Raw genomic sequence first — 16627 nt, 5'->3', positions numbered from 1 at the left:
CCGGATGATCCGCGGAACACCCGCAAGGCACACTGGGACCCTATGACGACGACCACCCTCACCACCGCGGAGACGCCCGACCTGGACCCGGCGCCGGTCCGTCCGGGCCGCTTCGTTCCCGCACTCGAGGGCATGCGCGCGCTCGCCGCCCTGGGGGTCGTGCTCACCCACGTCGCCTTCCAGACCGGCGCCACCGGACAGCCGGTGCTCGGCCGGATCTGGGAGCGCTTCGATCTCGCGGTCGCGGTGTTCTTCGCACTGTCCGGATTCCTGCTGTGGCGGCCGCACGCCGTGGCGGCCCGCGGCCACGGGGTGGCACCGAGCGCCGGACGCTATCTGCTGCACCGCGCGGCCCGCATCCTGCCCGCCTACTGGGTGGTCGTGTGCGCGGTGCTGATCCTGCTGCCGAGCGCGGCGCACACCGCCGGACTGCGGGTGTGGCTGTCGAATCTGGGCCTGCTGCAGGTGTTCGTGCCGTTCACGCTGACCGACGGGCTCACCCAGATGTGGAGCCTCTCGGTGGAGGTCGCCTTCTATCTGGTGCTGCCGCTGCTGGCGTTCGCACTGGTGTGGTTGCGCGGGCAGCGGGCGCGACTGCGGGTGCCGGTGGTGCTCGGCCTCGCCCTGATCGGTCTCGGCTGGAACTTCCTCCCCGTCCCCACCCCCGACGGCATCCACTCCGACAACTGGCTGCCCGGCTACCTGCCCTGGTTCGCGGTCGGCATGCTGCTCGCCGAACTCGCCGACCAGCCCGCGCCGACATGGCGGCGGGTGGCGGGCAACCGGTGGCTGATGTGGCCGCTCGCCGTGGCGGCCATGGTCCTGGCGACCACCGACCTGGCCGGGCCGCGCGGGCTGGTGCACGGCCAGCCGTGGCAGTACGCCGCCAAGATGGCGCTCGGCGCGATCGTCGGCTTCGGGCTGATCGCCCCGCTGGTGCTCCGGCCGGACCTGCCGCACCGGTGGCTGGAGGGCCGGGTCGCGGCCACCCTCGGCCGCTGGTCCTACGGCATCTTCATCTGGCACCTGGCGGTGCTGTCGATCGTGTTCCCGGTGTTCGGCGTGGTGCCGTTCCGCGGGCATTTCGTGGTGGTCTACCTGTTGACCGTCGTCTTCACGCTGCCCCTGGCGGCCGCCAGTTTCGCCCTGGTCGAGGAGCCGGTCCGGCAGTGGACGCGCCGCCGCTTCGGCTGAGCGCCAGTGTGATGCTGAGCGGCAGTGTGATGCTGAGCGGGAGTGTGATTCAGCGCCGCGGCGGGAGGGCCGCGATCCCGACCGCGATGATCGCGACCAGCGCCGGGAACTGGACCCACAGCGAACCGCCGACATAGCCCTCGAACGACCGCCACGGTCCGGTGGACAGCGCGGCAGCGCACACGGCGGTGCCGCCGCCCGCGAGCGCGATCAGGATGCGCGACCAGCCGCGCGGCCGCAGCTGATCGCCGATCAAGCCGAACACGGTGAGCACCAACGCGATCGGGCCCGCGATCAGGCCGGCCGCGGCGGCCAGGCCGAGCCCGGCGACGGTCCGGCTGCGCCAGGCGCGCGGCGGCGGGCCGTCCGCGCGAACCGGCGACCGCGCGCCCCGGAAGGCCAGCGCCAGCAACGGAATCAGCAGCACCAGACCGCCGAAGATGGCCAGCCGGTACCAGCGGTCGGTGGGGAAGGACACGGTGATCGGGCCGTGCGTGCCGGCCGGGACCAGCCATGCCTGCTGCCAGCCGTTGATCACCACGGGCTTCAGCGCGGTGCCGTCTGCCGTCGTGGCCTGCCAGCCGATATTCGTCGACAGCGGCAGCACCAGCACCCGGTCGCCGGTCGCCTCGGTCGCCTCCGCCGCGGCGGGCGGGGGAGGCGTGCGGTCGAGGCGCAGCTCGTCGACGGTGAACAGATCGGTCGGCGCGACCGCGACATCCACACGCCCGGAGGGGAATTCGAAGGAGTGCTGCTCCGACGCGCCGCCGCCATCGTCGTCCACCCCGCACACCGTGGCGGGCAGCGGTGCGCCGGAGCGCAATTCGGCGGCGGTCCCGGTGACCGTGGTGTGCAGGGTACGACCGGCGGCCACGATGGTGGGCCCGTGCGCGCAGTCGATGGTGATGGGCCGATTCGGATCGGCGGGAGCCGGATAGTCCGGGCCGAGCACGGTCACCTCGGCCAGGCCCGGCGGCTGCTCCTGCGCGAAACCCAGTGCGGTGCGGTCCAGTACGCCGTCCCAGCTCTGCAGCGAGATCTCGATGCGGCTGGTGACGGTCGGGTACAGCTCCAGGCGGGTGGTGCCGCCGGAGTCCGGCCGCACCTCCCGCACCTGCGGACCGTCGCCCAGGTTCACGGTGACGGCCGTCGGGTGCGCGGGGAGGTCGCCGCGCGAGGGCGTCACGGTCAGCCCGGTCACCAGGGTGGGGGCCGGAAGTTCGATGGTGAGCGTGGGTTTGGGCCCGCCGGGGTTGCGCACCGTGGTCTCGGGCGCGGTCCAGCTGGTGAGCGGGTCGCCGTCGGTGGCGGCGAGCGCCGAGCCGCGCGGGTCCGCGACATCGGCCCGGCCGCGCGCGATGGGCCGATCCGGATCGGTGAGCAGGGCCTCCAGGGCGGGGCCGGGGCGGGTGTGCACGATCAGGTCCGGGGCCACGGTGACGGCTTCCGGGACCTGGAGGGTGCGTTCGAACAGGCTCGGTTCCTCGGCGGCCAGCGCCAGGCCCTTGCCGCACCGTATCCGGTCGGGGGAGTCGAAACATGCACTGCGGCCGGGGAATTCCTGTCCCAGGTCCCAGCCCGCGACGGTGGCGCCGGCGGGGGCGGGCGGGAGCACGGTGCGATGCCGGATGTCGACGGTGACCGGGTTCTCGCGGTCGGCGTAGTCGTCCAGGCTCAATTCGGCGATCCCGAACTGTCCACCGGCGCTGCCGTCCTCGGTGTGCACGGCGGTGATCTTGATCCAGTCGGTGCGCCCCGGCGGCAGCGAGACCGACACGGGCGCACCGGGTTCGGTGATCCGGCCCGCGACGGTGCCCTTGGCGGTCTCGACCTCGACCCATTTGATCGGGCTGCCGATGGCGGCCGCGCTGGTGGTCAGCCGCAGTACCGCCGAGCTCACCGGCTTGTCCAGGTCGAGTCGAAGCCATTGGCCGACCGCGTGTTCGGCGCCATTGCTGATCCACGCGGTGGCCGGGTCGCCGTCCACCGCGGCCGCGGTGGAGCTGCCGGGCGCGGCCCCGCCCAGCTGGGTGGCGTCGCCCGCGGCGCTGGAGGCGGTGACGGTGGCACCGGACCATTCGCCCTCCACCAGCGGCGCGCCGGGCACCGGATAGTCGGGGACCAGATTGTGGGTGCGGCGGGCGTCGCCGGGCGCGCGCAGCGCCGAGTTGTGGTTGTCGACGCGCCCGAAGTCGGCTTCGCGGTCCATCGGGGTGTCGGTGATGGTGACGCCGTGCTGCGGCAGTCCGGCGGTGTTCGCGTCGGCCGACAGCAGGACCGGTCCGGCGGGTACGGCCGGATTGCGCCGTAGTCGTTCCACGGCTTCGGGTCCGCCCTGCACGACCGGGAGATTCGCGAGCGGAACCGTGAACGCGCCCGGGAACGAATCCGGCGCGCCGACACCGCTGCGCACGCTGGTGGGCGTGCCGGGCGCGGGCGCCTCGACGCGGTAGATCTCGACCGCCGGGTAGCCGGGCCGCAGATCCCCGTCCGAGACCAGGCCCTCCACCTTGCCGGTCTCGATGGGATCCCCGAACTCGATGACCTTACGGATCCCCGGTGATCCTTCGATGGCGCGGTGCGCCAGCATCGGCCGGGTCGATCGGGAGGTCTCCGGGTCGAGGTCGTTGCGCAGCACCAGGACTCCGATGCCCTGTCCGGCCAGCGTGGCCGCCAGGCCCGCCGACGGCCGTCCGTCGGCGATGAGCCGCTGCACCGAATCCATGGCGCGGATCGCGCCGGGCGGGTTGAGCGGCACCGCGTCGCGCACCGCCCACGGGGTGCTCGCCAGCGCCTGCATCGGCTCGTCGCGGGTCAGGCCCCACACCTGGGAGGCGAACGGCGCGCCCGGCACGATGAGCGCACGGGTGTCGGAGGCGTTGTGCGCCAGCCAGTCCGCCGTCTGCCGCCAGTAGGCCGGGACCTCGTCGTAGCTGCCGCGCGGTGCGAGTTTGCCGGTCCAGGCCAGCGAGGTGGACAGGGCCAGCGCGGTCAGGATGAGCGCGCCCACCGCCACCATCCGATCGCGTTCCGGATGCGCGAACGCCCTGCGCCACACCGGCATCGGCACCGAGGCGGGCAGCGGGACCCGGGCCAGCAGGTGCGCGAGCCCGAGCACCAGCGGTAGTCGGATCAGCGGTTCCAGCTTGTGCACGTTCCGCAGGGGCGCGCCGCCGGAATCCAGGAACAGGCGCACCTGCTCGGCGAACGGCCCGCCCAGCGCGCCCGCGTAGCCCGCGCAGATGCCGGTGAGTCCGATGATCAGGATCAGCACCAGCCGACCGCGATTCGGCATGGCCCGCATGGCCAGACCCGCCATGCCCGCCGCCGCCAGCAGACCCGTGGCCAGCACCGCGGCGGGCTGGGTGACCAGCACCGCGCCCGCGATGCGCTCCGGCGACACGAACGGCGTCCAGCTGTCGGTGCCACGCAGCACCTCGCCCAGCGACGCCCACTGCGTGGTCACGCCCGAGGACTCGATGTAATCCAGGAACGGCGGACTCACCTTGCCCAGCAACAACAGTGGCACGACCCACCAGAAGGTGCCCAGCGCCAGCAGTGGGATCCAGGCGCGGGTGAACCGCCACCACGTCCGATTCGGCTTGTAGGACAACCACCACAGGGCCGCGGGCAGGAAAGCCGCCGCCGTGGCCACGGCGTTGACCGAACCCATCAGGGCCAGGGCCGCGGCGCTGCCGGCGGGCGTCGCCATCCCGCGCCGCGGCGGTTCGGAGTTCCGGTCCCGCCGCATCGCCGCGCCCAGCGCGGCCGGGGCCAGCAGCACCCAGGGGGCCAGCATCATCGGCAGCGTCTCCGAGGAGATCGAGCCGAGGGTGGTGAGCACGCGGGGCGACAGCGCGAACGCGACCGCGGCGATCACTCGCGACCCGCGGCTGCCGATGCCGAGGGTCTCGCAGAGCCGGACGATGCCCCAGAATCCGGCGAGCAGCAGCAGCGCCCACCAGATGCGCTGGGTCACCCAGGCGGGCAGCCCGAGCACGTGCCCGAGCGAGAAGAACGCCCCGTGCGGGAAGAAGTAGCCGTACGCCTGGTTCTGCACCTGGCCCATCGGGGCCTGGCTACTCCACAGATGCGAGGCGCGGGACAGGAAGCCGAGCGGATTCTGCGCCAGGTCGTACTTGGTGTCGGCGACGGTTTGCCCGGGGGCCTGCAGAAAGGTCAGCAGGAATGCTGCGATGACGCTGCCGAGCAGCCAGCGGCGGCCCAGCGGCGCGGTAGTCGGCGACCGGTCCTCGTCCGGACCGGTCGCGGACTGTGAGTCTTCGGTGTGGTCTGGTTCGGAGGTCGTCCGGTCAGCGCGAGCCGTACTCAACGTTGTTCAGCAGCGACGACGAGGCGTCACCGCTGCGGTCGATATCGGGCCGCTTGTCCTGCGAGGCCGCCATCGTGATGACCAGGACCGCCGCCAGGCCGACGAGGGCTCCACCGACAGCACTCGCTGCACCAGGAACGGCAAACTTCATCGCGGTACTCCCAACATCGGACGCATGCGTAACCCGGCCAACCTAGCAGGTTTTGACGTGGGGGCTGCCCGCCCCCACACCCCGGGTCGAAATGAATCCCGGGGGCCGCGCCCCCGAACCCCAGCGACGGGTGGCGTCAGCGCTGCCGCTATTCGGGAATCACGCAGTGCAATCCGCCCAGGAAGGTGCGGAGTTTGGCGGTGGTCTCGTGGAGTTCGGCGACCGGGTCGGAGGCCGAGACGATGCCGCCGCCGGCGGAAGCGCGCAGGGTGCGGGCGTCGGCGGCGAGTTCGGCGCAGCGGATCGCCACGAACCAGTCGCCGTCGCCGGTGGCGTCGCACCAGCCGACCGCGCCGCCGTAGAAGCCGCGGTCGCCCTCGAGCGCGGCGATGGCGTCCAGGGCCAAGTCGGTGGGGGTGCCGCAGACCGCGGGGGTGGGGTGCAGCAGAACGGCCAGGTCCAGGGCGGTGGTGGCCGGGTCGCGCAGGACGCCGCGGATGGGGGTGGCCAGGTGCCAGACCTCGGGGGTGGAGAGCAGTTCGGGGGCGTCGGGAATGGATAGCTCGGTGCAGACGGGGGTCAGCCGTTCCCGGATCCAGTCGATCACGTAGGCGTGCTCGTCGCGATTCTTGGTGCTGGTCAGCAAATCCCGGGCTTGCTCGGCGTCGGCGGCCGGATCGGCGAGCCGGGGCAGGGTGCCCGCCAGCGGGCGCAGGGTGACGGCGCGCCCGTGCCGCGACACCAGGGTTTCCGGCGTCGCGCCGAGCAGGGTGTCGCCCGGCCGTCCGGCGGCGGTCAGGTCGACGGCGTAGACGGCGGCGCGCGGATGCCTGGTGACCAGGTGGGCCGCGATCACCTCGGGTTCCAGCGGGGCCTCCGCCGCCACCCGCAGCGCGCGGGCGGCCACCACCTTGCGCAGCGGCTGCGCGGGATCGCCCAGCTGCTCGACCAGTTTGGTGACCCGTGCGACATGGTCTGCGGCACTCGGTATTTCGGCGACGACCCGTACACCGGGCAGGTCCGGCAGGGCGGCGGGACGCCACGGACCGGCGGTGTGGAGGGCCTGCTCGGGCGCGGTCAGCGCGGTCCGCCCGCGCGGATCGAAGGGCAGCGCGCCCACGATCAGCTCGGCCGCGCCGGACCGCAGCGCCGTGCTCGCGGCCGCCGCCGAGTCGAACGTGGCCCGGGTGCCGGAGGCGCGCAGCACACCGTCCGGGGTCGCGAGCAGAAATCCGTCCATGATGGATCGACGATAGCCCCGCGCCCGAGCGCTCGAGCCCGGGGAGCGACGCATCTCTCACCCGGCCGTCGGCGTGGTGAGACGGATCACCCTGCGGCCCAGCATCTTTCCCGCAAGCGGTGCGATCCGGCCCGCGAGCGGGGCGCCGAGCGGCGCCGGAGCCTCACCGACCGGCGGGTTTCGGGTCGGGTTCGCGGCCCGGCGGAACCATCAGCACCGGCCGGTGGCAGTGCTTGAGCACGGCGTCGGCGACGCTGGAGTGCATGAGGGCGCGGATGCCGGTGGCCCCGCGGGTGCCCGCCACGATGATGTCCACATCCAGCTCGTCGGCGGTCTCGACGATGGCGGTCCAGATGGTGGTGCCGCACTCCACGGTGCGCGCCTCAGCGTTGAGACCGGCCAGTTTGGCCAGCCGCACGCCTTCGGCATTGATATTCCGGGCGTCCACGAGCGCGACGTCCTCTATTTCGTCGTCGGTCATCCACTCCGGCTGCATCACCCCGGACAGCCCCGACAGCCGCGCGGCCTGTCGCACCATCGGCTCCCACGCCGTCAGCACCACGGCCCGATTCGCGGCCAGGAACCGTCCCGCGTATTCGACGGCCCGCCGGGCGTTCTCGGAGCCGTCGTAGGCGATCAGCATCAAATCGCAGGGCATGACGAACCTCCTGGTAGGAACGCCTCTCTGTCCTCCCGAGGCTACCCCTCGAGCCCGCTGTCCAGTGGACTTGGCAAGGCCCGGCACGTCGCAAGTTCTCCACAGTTTGCGAACGATTCACCCAAAGCGGTGGTGCGATGGGGGGTACGGGTTTTCACTGAAATTGTCGGCTGTCGCCGACGATCGACATCGCCGTCGTTGGAGCAGGGCCCGAACGAGGGGTGGATTGTGCGGTTGGACGAGCTGACGACCCCGCAGGAGTGGGCGCGTGTGTACCGCTCCCTGTTCGGTCTCCCCTACGTGCACGTGACCACCCCCGGCTTCGTGGTGCTACCGCTCAACGACACCATCGCGGCGTTGAACACCCCGGAACCCTTGGGGGGCTTGATCCTTCACGAGATGATGGAGCGCGGCACGCCCGGCCCGGTGCTGGTGCGCGACAAGCCGCCGCGCCGCACCTTCCTCGCGGTCTTCGACGGCTACCCCGGCGACGACCTGCTGGAGCTGCTGGAGCGCAACAGCGTCGACATCGGCCCGCACCGCAGTAATGTCATCCTGCCCACCGGATTCGGGCGGCACACCCACGAGGGTCGCTGGTGGGCGCGCGAGCCCCAGCGCGACGAATCGCTGCCGTTGCTCTCCGAGGTGGTCGCGGCCACCCGCGCGGTGCTGTGACCGCTGCGGTATCGAGGTGACGATCGAGGCGGCCATGTTCGGCCATCATGAGGCCGACCCCCGCGCCCTGCTGTATTACGAGTGGTGTCAGCGCACCGAATCCGGTTACGCCGTGGACGACTTCGAGGAAGAAGTGCACGAGCTCACGAACACCGACCGGCCGGTTCCCGCGGCCTGCTTCCGACTCCTGGACAAGATCGAACACGCGCCCCGGCTGGCGGATTGGCCCTACACGGAGTGGGCCGACGCGCCGCATCTCGGCAATCCGCCCGGGAGCGACCAGGATTCGGCCGGACCGCTGCCGGAACCGGAACTGCTGGACCGCCTCCACGGCGGCTGGCTCGGCCGCCACACCGCCCGATCCCGCGCCGGCGCCGAGGTCGACTACGCGGTGCTCGGCCTGCACCTGCTGGAACGCCACGGCCTCGACTTCAGTCCCGACGACGTTGCGGCCGAATGGCTCGAGCGCCTGCCGTTCCTCCGGACCTACACCGCCGAACGGGTCGCCTACCGCAATCTCATCGACGGTTTCGCCCCGCCCGACACCGCCACCTACCGAAACCCCTACCGGGAGTGGGTCGGCGCCCTCGCCCGCGCCGACATCCACGGCTACACCCACCCCGGACACCCCCGGCGGGCTGCCGGCGCGGCCGCCCGCGACGCCTCGATCTCCCACACGGGCAACGGTTTATGGGCCGCCATGTGGTCGGCCGCCCTGATCGCGGCCGCCTTCACCGACCATGTCCCGGCCTCGGCGCTGACCGCCGCCGCGGCCGTCGTCCCGGCCCGTTCCCGCCTCGCCGTCGCCCTGGCCGAGGTGCTCGCCGACCACGCTCGCGGCGACACCTGGGAGCGGGCGGTGACCGCCGTCCACGCCCGCCACAACCACTACAACCGGGTGCATGCCATCGGCAACGCCTGCCTCATCGCGGCCGGATTGCTCTGGGGCGAAGGCGATTTCGACCGGACCGTCACCCTGACCGCCCGGGGCGGCTGGGACACCGACTCGAACAGCGCGACCGCCGGGTCGGTGGCGGGCATCCTGACCGGAGCCGCCGCGCTCTCCACCACCGACGGCAGCGGTCTCGCCGACCTGGCCGGCCGCACCCGAAACCTGTTCGTATAGACCAGGATACGTGAAAGGCGGTGCGATCCGAAGACTCGAACCGCACCGCCTTCGCGGGGATGACGCGGTGTCGACTAGCGCTCGACGATGGCGACGACGCCCTGGCCGCCCGCGGCGCAGATGGAGACCAGCGCACGGCCGCCACCCTTCTCCGCCAGCTGCTTGGCGGTCTGGGCGATGATGCGGCCGCCGGTGGCGGCGAACGGGTGGCCCGCGGCGAGCGAGGAGCCGTTCACGTTCAGCTTGGAGCGGTCGATCTTGCCGAGCGCGCCGTCCAGGCCCAGCCGCTCCTTGCAGTACTGGTCCGACTCCCACGCCTGCAGGGTGGCGAGCACCACGGAGGCGAAGGCCTCGTGGATCTCGTAGTAGTCGAAGTCCTGCAGGGTCAGGCCGTTGCGGGCCAGCATCCGCGGCACCGCGTAGGTGGGGGCCATGAGCAGGCCGTCGGGGCCGTGGATGTAGTCCACCGCGGCGACCTCGGAGTCCACCAGGTAGGCCAGCGGGGAGAGGTTGCGCGAGGCCGCCCACTCCTCGGAGCCCAGCAGCACCGCGGACGCGCCGTCGGTCAGCGGGGTGGAGTTGCCGGCGGTCATGGTGGCGTCGCCCAGCTTGGTGCCGAAGACCGGCTTCAGGGTGGCGAGCTTCTCCAGGGTGGAGCCCGGACGCAGGTTGTCGTCGCGGGTCAGGCCCAGGAAGGGGGTGATGAGGTCGTCCATGAAGCCGCGGTCGTAGGCGGCGGCCATGTTCTTGTGCGACAGGTAGGCCAGCTCGTCCTGCGCCTCGCGGGAGATGCCGAACTCCTTGGCGGTGATGGCGGCGTGGTCACCCATGGACAGGCCGGTGCGCGGCTCGGCGTTGCGCGGGATCTCGATGCCGACCATGGACGGGCGCAGGCGGCCGACCAGCTTCACGTAGTCGGAGTTCTTCTTGGCGCGGTTGGCGTCGAGCATCCACTCGCGCATGCCCTCGCTGACGCCGATCGGCGCGTCGGAGGTGGTGTCGGTGCCGCCACCGATACCGTTCTCGATGCGGCCCAGGGCGATGCCGTCGGCGACGGTGACGATGGACTGCAGGCCGGTGCCGCAGGCGAGCTGCAGGTCGTGGGCCGAGGTGTACGGCGACAGGGTCGAGCCCAGCACGCTCTCGCGGATCATGCCGTGCTCGCCGACGCGCTTGAGCACCGCGCCGCCGACGACCATGCCCAGCCGCTCGCCCTGCAGGCCGAAGCGGGAGACCAGGCCGTTCAGGGTGGCGGTGAACATGTCCTGATTGGAGGCGTGGGCGTACTTGCCGTCGGACCGCGCGAACGGGATGCGGTTACCGCCGAGGATGGCAACCGGGCGGGCCTGCTTGGTGTTCTTGGCCGCGGCCTTCGCCGAACGGGCTTTGGTGGTCACTCGAGTCTCCTGAGGGGTGACGTCAGTCGGTTTACATTAAACTTACTCTGGAGTAAGTTCATTTGTCGACACCGTACCCCGCAGATGTGCGCAATGCCGCTCTTGAAGAATCCACCGTCCGCGGGCCTAGACAAGGAGAAGGTAGGAAACGTGGCTGCCAGCAAGAGCAAGGGCGCTCCCAACCTCTACGGATCTTTCGTTCACTCCGCCCCCGGCGCGTTCCTGGCCTCGAAGCTGGGCCTGCCGCAGCCGGAGGCGCTGCGCCGCTACAAGGCGGGCGAAGCCGCCCTCCCCGGCCCCGTGCTGCTCGGCGGCAAGGGCCGCGCCGCGGACGCCGTGCGAAACCTGCTGGGCGACTACACCTTCGTCGACGCCGTCACCCCGGGCGTGAAGTTCGGCGCGCTCGTGTTCGACGCCACCGGCATCAAGACCATCGAAGAGCTGCAGCAGCTGTTCGAGTTCTTCCAGCCCGCCATGCGCAGCATCGCCCCCTCGGGCCGCGTGCTGGTCATCGGCACCACCCCGGAGCTGGCCGGTTCGGTCGACGGCCAGATCGCGCAGCGCGCGCTCGAGGGCTTCACCCGTTCGGTCGGCAAGGAGCTGCTGCGCGGCGCCACCGCCAACCTGGTCTATCTGCACCCCGAAGCCGCCACCGCCGCAACGGGTCTGGAGTCCACCCTGCGTTTCGTGCTGTCGGGCAAGTCGGCCTTCGTCGACGGCCAGGTCTTCCGGGTCGGCTCCGACGACGCCGTCGCCCCCGCCTCCTGGGACAAGCCGCTGGAGGGCAAGGTGGCCGTGGTCACCGGCGCCGCCCGCGGTATCGGCGCCACCATCGCCGAGGTCTTCGCCCGTGACGGCGCGACCGTGATCGTCGCCGACATCCCGGCCGCCGGTGAGGCGCTGTCCGAGACCGCCAACAAGGTCGGCGCCACCGCGCTCGCGCTGGACGTCACCGCCGCCGACGCCGCCGAGAAGCTGGCCGCCTTCGCCACCGAGCGTTTCGGCGGCATCGACATCGTCGTCCACAACGCCGGCATCACCCGTGACAAGCTGCTCGCCAATATGGACGAGGGTCGCTGGAACTCGGTCCTCAACGTGAACCTGGCCGCGCCGCACCGCATCACCGAGGGCCTGGTCGCCGCGGGCGCGCTGCGCGCCGGGGGCCGCGTCATCGACGTGTCCTCCATCGCGGGCATCGCGGGCAACCGCGGTCAGACCAACTACGGCGCCTCCAAGGCCGGTGTCATCGGCATGGTCAACGCCGAGGCCCCGAAGCTGGCCGAGAAGGGCATCACCATCAACGCGGTGGCCCCCGGCTTCATCGAGACCGCCATGACCGCCGCCATCCCGCTCGCCACTCGCGAGGGCGGCCGCCTGCTGTCCTCCCTGCTGCAGGGCGGCCAGACCGTGGACGTCGCCGAGACCATCGCCTACTTCGCTTCCCCGGCCTCGAACGCGGTGAACGGCAACATCGTTCGCGTCTGCGGCCAGGCCATGATCGGAGCATGATGTCGCAGACCGTCACCCTGTCCGAGGTGCCGAAGAACGGCGGCCTGTTCGTCAAGGCCGCCCTCGGCGCGCTGCCGGTGCCCGGACTCTCGGCCCGCAAGCCGACCCTGCCCGACCGCAGCGTCCGGCTGGAGGGCTTCCGGGTGGACCCGGACCACCTGGCCGCCTACTGCCGGGCCGCCGGGCTGCGCTTCAGCGACTCGCTGCCGCTGACCTACCCGTTCGTGCTCAGCTTCCCGCTGGCCATGCAGCTGGTCGTCGCCCGGGACTTCCCGTTCGTGGCGGTCGGCGCGGTGCACGCGGAGAACGTCATCGAGCGCACCCGCCCCATCTCGGTCGCCGAGCCGCTGGACTTCGACACCCACATCGAGAACCTGCGCGAGCACCCGAAGGGCCTGCTCGTGGACGCCGTCACCGAGGTGAGCGTCGGTCGTGAGCTGGTGTGGCGGCAGGTCACCACCTTCCTGCACCAGCAGCGCACCTCGCTGTCCGGCGGCCCGAAGCCGGAACCGAAGCCGGACGAGGTGCCGCCCGCGCCGCTGCGCACGCTGCGGGTCGATCAGAAGATGATCAACCGCTACGCCGCCGCCTCGGGCGACCACAACCCGATCCACACCTCCGTGTTGGGCGCCAAGGCCTTCGGATTCCCGAAGCCCATCGCGCACGGCATGTGGTCGGCGGCCGCCATCCTCGGTTCCATCGAGGGCCGGGTTCCGGACCGGACCACGTACTCGGTGAAGTTCGGCAAGCCGATCCTGCTGCCGTCCACCGTGAACGTGTACGCCGACCAGGTGTCCGGTGGGTGGGACTTGTCCTTGAAGCACCCGAAGAAGGGCTATCCGCACCTGACGGCTACGCTGCGCTGATCCTCGCAACACGGAGCGGTCTCAGCTCCGCGGCGCGAGGGAGTTGAGCCCGGCACCCGCGGACTCGGGCCGGATCGCGATGCGCGGTTCGCCCGATGGGGGTGAGGAGCCGCACGCTGTTTCCTATTTCGGATGTCGCCACGCAGGGGTTTCTACATCCGGGACGGAACAGCGTGCGGCTCTTGCCATTCCGGAGCCGTACGAAATCCGGGCGTCAGCAGCTGCAATCGCAACCGCAGTCGCAGCAGTCGCAGTCACAGTCGCAGCAGTCTCCGCAGCCGTCACAGCCGTCGCAGCCGCAGTTCCCGCAGCCGTCGCAGCAGTTCATCCACGGCTCTTTGCGGCGGCCGCTGCACGGGCCGGTGTGCTCCGCGCAGCACGCGTAACCGGTGCAGTACTGGGTGCAGATGATGCCGAGCCCCTCGAGCAGGCTCGGCTGCTTGATCAGGTCATCGGAATCCGGGCGCTGGGTGAAGGCGGCCACCGGCAGAGCGGCGGCCTGGGTGCGGCACGCGCCCGTGGCGCAGGTGTGGACGACGCCCGCGGCCCGGCCGAGCCGCTTGACCACGCTGCCCAGCGGGTCGAGCAGCGCCCAGCGAACCGTGGCGGTCCGGTCCAGGGCGACCCGGGTCAGGGCGGCGCGCAGCAGCGAATTCGATTCGGCCACCAGGGCATGCGCCTGCTCGGGCGTGGTTCCGGTGGCGGACAGCGGATTGAAGCGACCCTCGGCGCGGTCCGCGTCGAGATCCTCGAGCGCGTCCGCGAGATGGGCGATCCGGCCGAAATGCCATCCGGCGTCGCGCAGCGCGTCGGCGTTCTCGGGGCGATCGGCCAGGATCGCGGTGTGCGCGAACAGTTCCGCGGCGCAGACCTGGGTCGGCTCGGTCAGTTCCGCCAGCGAGCTGCCGGGCGAGTTCTCCAGGCGCAGCTGCGATTCGATGGCCGCGATCAGGGGTTCCACATCCAGGCCCAGCGGCGCGGCGGCCGAGCGGGCCCGGACGTGCCAGCGGGTGGAGACGCGGGTCAGCGGGCGGCGGGCCAGCCGGTGGGCGTCGCCGTCGTCCACGTGATCGCGAATCTTGGCCGCGCCCAGCAGCAATGACGCGGTGGCGGCCAGCCGGACCCCGGGCGCGTCCGCGGCGAGCACCTCCGCCCGGCGCATGCCGCGCAGTGCGCACGGGCCCGCGGCCGTGCGAGGCGAAGGCAGCGATTGCTGCGCCTCGGTGAGGATCTCGAGCACGATGGCGTCGGTATTGGTGGCCGCGCGGGCCAGCTGGCCGTGGCCGTCGCGCAGGCCCAGGCACAGGCCGCACATGTGCGCCTGCCACGCCGAGGGGTCGATTCCGTGCCGTGCCGCACTGTGCGCGCACGGCTTCAGCAAGCCGAACAAGATGTCCCCGCTCCTCGGCCGGAAGGGCCGTCCTGCAACACGATCGCAGCGAACTGTGGCAGGCGCGCGCCGGGACGGCAAGTCCGGTGGGCCGACCGGCTCAGGCGGGCTCGGCCCGCTTCTTGCTGCCGGACAGGCCGCGCCAGGCCAGATCGTCGAGCAGGTTCACGGCCACGTCCATATCGATCTGCCCGCTCGCGACCCGGTCGGCGATGGCCTCGCCCGCGCCGATCACCGCCACCGACACCACCTCGAAATTGGTGCCCGGCTCTGCGTACTTGGCGCTGGACTCCAGCAGTTTCGCGGTCAGCTCGATGATCCGGTCGCGGCTGTTGGCGATCTCGGTGGCGAACGGCTGCTGGCCGAGCGCCTGCCGGTAGAGGACCTGCCAGGACAGCCGATTCTGGTCCACGTAGGCGAGGAACGCCTCCAGGCCCGCGCGCAGCTGCTCGTGCGGCGTGAGCTTGGGGTTGCCCGCGACCGCGACCGCCTCGATGAACCGCGCGCTCTCACGCAGGATGCAGGCGCGGAAGAGTTCGTCCTTGGAGCCGTAGTAGAGGTACAGCATCGGCTTGGAGATCTTCGCCTCGGCGGCGATCGCGTCCATCGAGGTGTCGTGGTAGCCCTTGCGCGAGAAGACCTCCACGGCGGCGTCGAGCATCTGCTGCTCGCGCACCGCGCGAGGAAGCCGTTTCGTTCCGCCTGCCATTCACTCTCCTCGGACCGGACAGTCGGCGCTCATCGCAAGCGCCGAAGCCCTTATCTTACTCCATGGTAAGTTCCGCCAGTGTGAATTGCCGGTGATTCGCCAAGCCTGGACGGCGGCGTCTGGGTCGATCTCAGCAGTGCGGCGCGGAGCCCTTGAACTTTGCCATGCGCAAGACCGAGGCATCCACCTGGGATCCCGGTAAGCGGCCACTGTTCACCGCCGCCACGAGCCGGTCCAGCACCTTCGGCACCGCGTCCGTGGTGATCCACAGGGCGTTGTCGGCCCCCGCGATCAACGCGGCCTCCACCGCGTCCTCGATGCTCATCCGGCTGGTGATCGCGGCCATACCGCCCAGGTCATCGGTGAAGATGACCCCCTCGAAGGGTGCTGCGCCGTAACCCGTGCCCTGACGCAGCAGCGCCATCGCCTGGGGGCTGATACTCGCCGGCACATTCGGGGTGGTCAGACCCGGCACGTCCAGGTGCCCGACCATCACGGCGGCGCCCGAATCCACCAGATTGCGGAACGGCACCAGGTCCGTGGTCTGCATCTGATCCAGCGGCGGCGTGCGCACCGCGCCGGTGTGCGAATCACCCGAACCCGAGCCGTGACCCGGGAAATGCTTGATCACGCTGCCCAGCCCGGCGTCCTTCATCGCCCGGATCTGCGCGCCCGCGTACTGCGTCACCACATCCGGATCGTCGGAGAAGGAGCGGTCGCCGATCACCGAGTCGTCGGACTGCGCGCTCACATCCGTGTCCGGCGCGAAGTCCACGGTCACACCGAGGGCCCGCAGCTTCTTCGCGCGGTCCAGGCTGAAGGTGTAGAACTCGTCGGGGCTCATGGTCTGGGCGATCACCCGGGCCGAGGGCGCGGGCCCGATCAGGTCCTTGGCCCGCGAGACCCGGCCGCCCTCCTCGTCGATGGTCACCATGAGCGGGGTCCGCGACGCCTGCTGCACCGCGTCGACCTGGTGCTGGGCCAGCATCGCCTTGTCGGTCCAGCTGCCGATGAAGATGCCGCCGATCTGCTCGTTCCGCACCACGTTCTCGGCGTCGGCCTCGCCGGTCACGCCGACGGTCAGCAACTGCGCGAGCTTCTGCCGCAGGGTGAACTCCGAGAGGTACCCGGCCGCGCAGTCCTGCTTGCCCGGCGTCGTCGACGGCGGCGCGACGGCGCTGCTGCTCGCTGCCGCGCTGACGCTGCTGCTCGGCGCGGCGTCGTTGGTGTCCTTTCCGCTCGAACAGGCGGTCAGGGCGAGGGCGGTTACCGCGACGACGATCCCCGGTGCAAGGCGCATATCTTCGACGGTAGCTCCCCCGCCTCTCCGAGACTTCAGCGGCCAGCCGCGAGCCGTGGTCCGTTTCGCACCCGCCCTA

General features: G+C 71.3%; 13 protein-coding genes. 5 read left to right on the top strand and 8 right to left on the bottom strand.

Annotated elements, in window-relative coordinates; genetic code table 11:
* The first annotated feature begins 42 nt into the window (after positions 1–42).
* Positions 43–1194, top strand: coding sequence for an acyltransferase family protein (locus ACQPYY_RS32955; protein ID WP_433592159.1), 1152 nt, complete (start codon positions 43–45; stop codon positions 1192–1194).
* A 49-nt stretch (positions 1195–1243) separates the two neighbouring features.
* On the opposite strand, the gene ACQPYY_RS32950 is transcribed toward ACQPYY_RS32955, so the two are convergent.
* From ACQPYY_RS32950 to ACQPYY_RS32935, 4 genes are all read right to left on the bottom strand, one after another.
* Positions 1244–5422 carry an alpha-(1->3)-arabinofuranosyltransferase gene (locus ACQPYY_RS32950; protein WP_433594784.1) on the bottom strand — a complete coding sequence of 1393 codons (4179 nt, stop codon included), beginning with the start codon at positions 5420–5422 and terminating at the stop codon, positions 1244–1246.
* Between the two features lie 85 nt (positions 5423–5507).
* Complete coding sequence (locus tag ACQPYY_RS32945; protein ID WP_071812209.1) at positions 5508–5678, bottom strand: DUF2613 domain-containing protein; 171 nt, start codon at positions 5676–5678, stop codon at positions 5508–5510.
* A gap of 148 nt (positions 5679–5826) precedes the next feature.
* Positions 5827–6918, bottom strand: coding sequence for an isochorismate synthase (locus ACQPYY_RS32940; protein WP_433592158.1), 1092 nt, complete (start codon positions 6916–6918; stop codon positions 5827–5829).
* Positions 6919–7081: 163 nt separating this feature from the next.
* Positions 7082–7576, bottom strand: a complete 495-nt coding sequence (locus ACQPYY_RS32935) for a universal stress protein (RefSeq protein WP_379102586.1) — start codon at positions 7574–7576, stop codon at positions 7082–7084.
* 234 nt (positions 7577–7810) lie between these two features.
* Between ACQPYY_RS32935 and ACQPYY_RS32930 the strand changes: the two genes are divergently transcribed.
* Together ACQPYY_RS32930 and ACQPYY_RS32925 are read left to right on the top strand one after the other, a co-directional pair.
* A complete protein-coding gene (locus ACQPYY_RS32930) occupies positions 7811–8251 on the top strand; it encodes a hypothetical protein (RefSeq protein WP_433592157.1) in 441 nt (146 codons plus the stop codon).
* 16 nt (positions 8252–8267) lie between these two features.
* Positions 8268–9377 carry an ADP-ribosylglycohydrolase family protein gene (locus ACQPYY_RS32925; protein ID WP_433592156.1) on the top strand — a complete coding sequence of 370 codons (1110 nt, stop codon included), beginning with the start codon at positions 8268–8270 and terminating at the stop codon, positions 9375–9377.
* 74 nt (positions 9378–9451) lie between these two features.
* Here ACQPYY_RS32925 and ACQPYY_RS32920 read toward each other — a convergent pair whose 3' ends face one another.
* Positions 9452–10774: an acetyl-CoA C-acetyltransferase gene (locus tag ACQPYY_RS32920; RefSeq protein WP_357094168.1), complete on the bottom strand. Its 1323-nt coding sequence runs from the start codon at positions 10772–10774 to the stop codon at positions 9452–9454.
* A 150-nt stretch (positions 10775–10924) separates the two neighbouring features.
* Between ACQPYY_RS32920 and ACQPYY_RS32915 the strand changes: the two genes are divergently transcribed.
* Both ACQPYY_RS32915 and ACQPYY_RS32910 read left to right on the top strand, forming a co-directional pair.
* On the top strand, positions 10925–12283 hold the full coding sequence (locus ACQPYY_RS32915; protein WP_433592155.1) for a 3-oxoacyl-ACP reductase: 1359 nt from the start codon (positions 10925–10927) through the stop codon (positions 12281–12283).
* Positions 12280–13149 carry a MaoC family dehydratase gene (locus ACQPYY_RS32910; RefSeq protein ID WP_433592154.1) on the top strand — a complete coding sequence of 290 codons (870 nt, stop codon included), beginning with the start codon at positions 12280–12282 and terminating at the stop codon, positions 13147–13149. Before ACQPYY_RS32915 ends, ACQPYY_RS32910 begins: the two co-directional genes overlap by 4 nt.
* A gap of 214 nt (positions 13150–13363) precedes the next feature.
* Here ACQPYY_RS32910 and ACQPYY_RS32905 read toward each other — a convergent pair whose 3' ends face one another.
* The 3 genes from ACQPYY_RS32905 to ACQPYY_RS32895 form a co-directional block, all read right to left on the bottom strand.
* Positions 13364–14539, bottom strand: coding sequence for a DUF5685 family protein (locus ACQPYY_RS32905; RefSeq protein WP_433592153.1), 1176 nt, complete (start codon positions 14537–14539; stop codon positions 13364–13366).
* A gap of 100 nt (positions 14540–14639) precedes the next feature.
* Positions 14640–15248: a TetR/AcrR family transcriptional regulator gene (locus tag ACQPYY_RS32900; RefSeq protein ID WP_379102574.1), complete on the bottom strand. Its 609-nt coding sequence runs from the start codon at positions 15246–15248 to the stop codon at positions 14640–14642.
* A gap of 130 nt (positions 15249–15378) precedes the next feature.
* Positions 15379–16548 (bottom strand): glycoside hydrolase family 3 N-terminal domain-containing protein, encoded by a 1170-nt coding sequence (locus ACQPYY_RS32895; protein ID WP_433592152.1) that lies wholly within the window; start codon positions 16546–16548, stop codon positions 15379–15381.
* Positions 16549–16627 lie beyond the last annotated feature (79 nt).

The organism is Nocardia sp. CA-145437 (assembly GCF_050956485.1).
In the GTDB taxonomy this organism is placed as follows: domain Bacteria; phylum Actinomycetota; class Actinomycetes; order Mycobacteriales; family Mycobacteriaceae; genus Nocardia.
The sequence above is the reverse complement of the archived record's forward strand: the minus strand, read 5'-3'. Positions and strand labels throughout refer to the sequence as shown.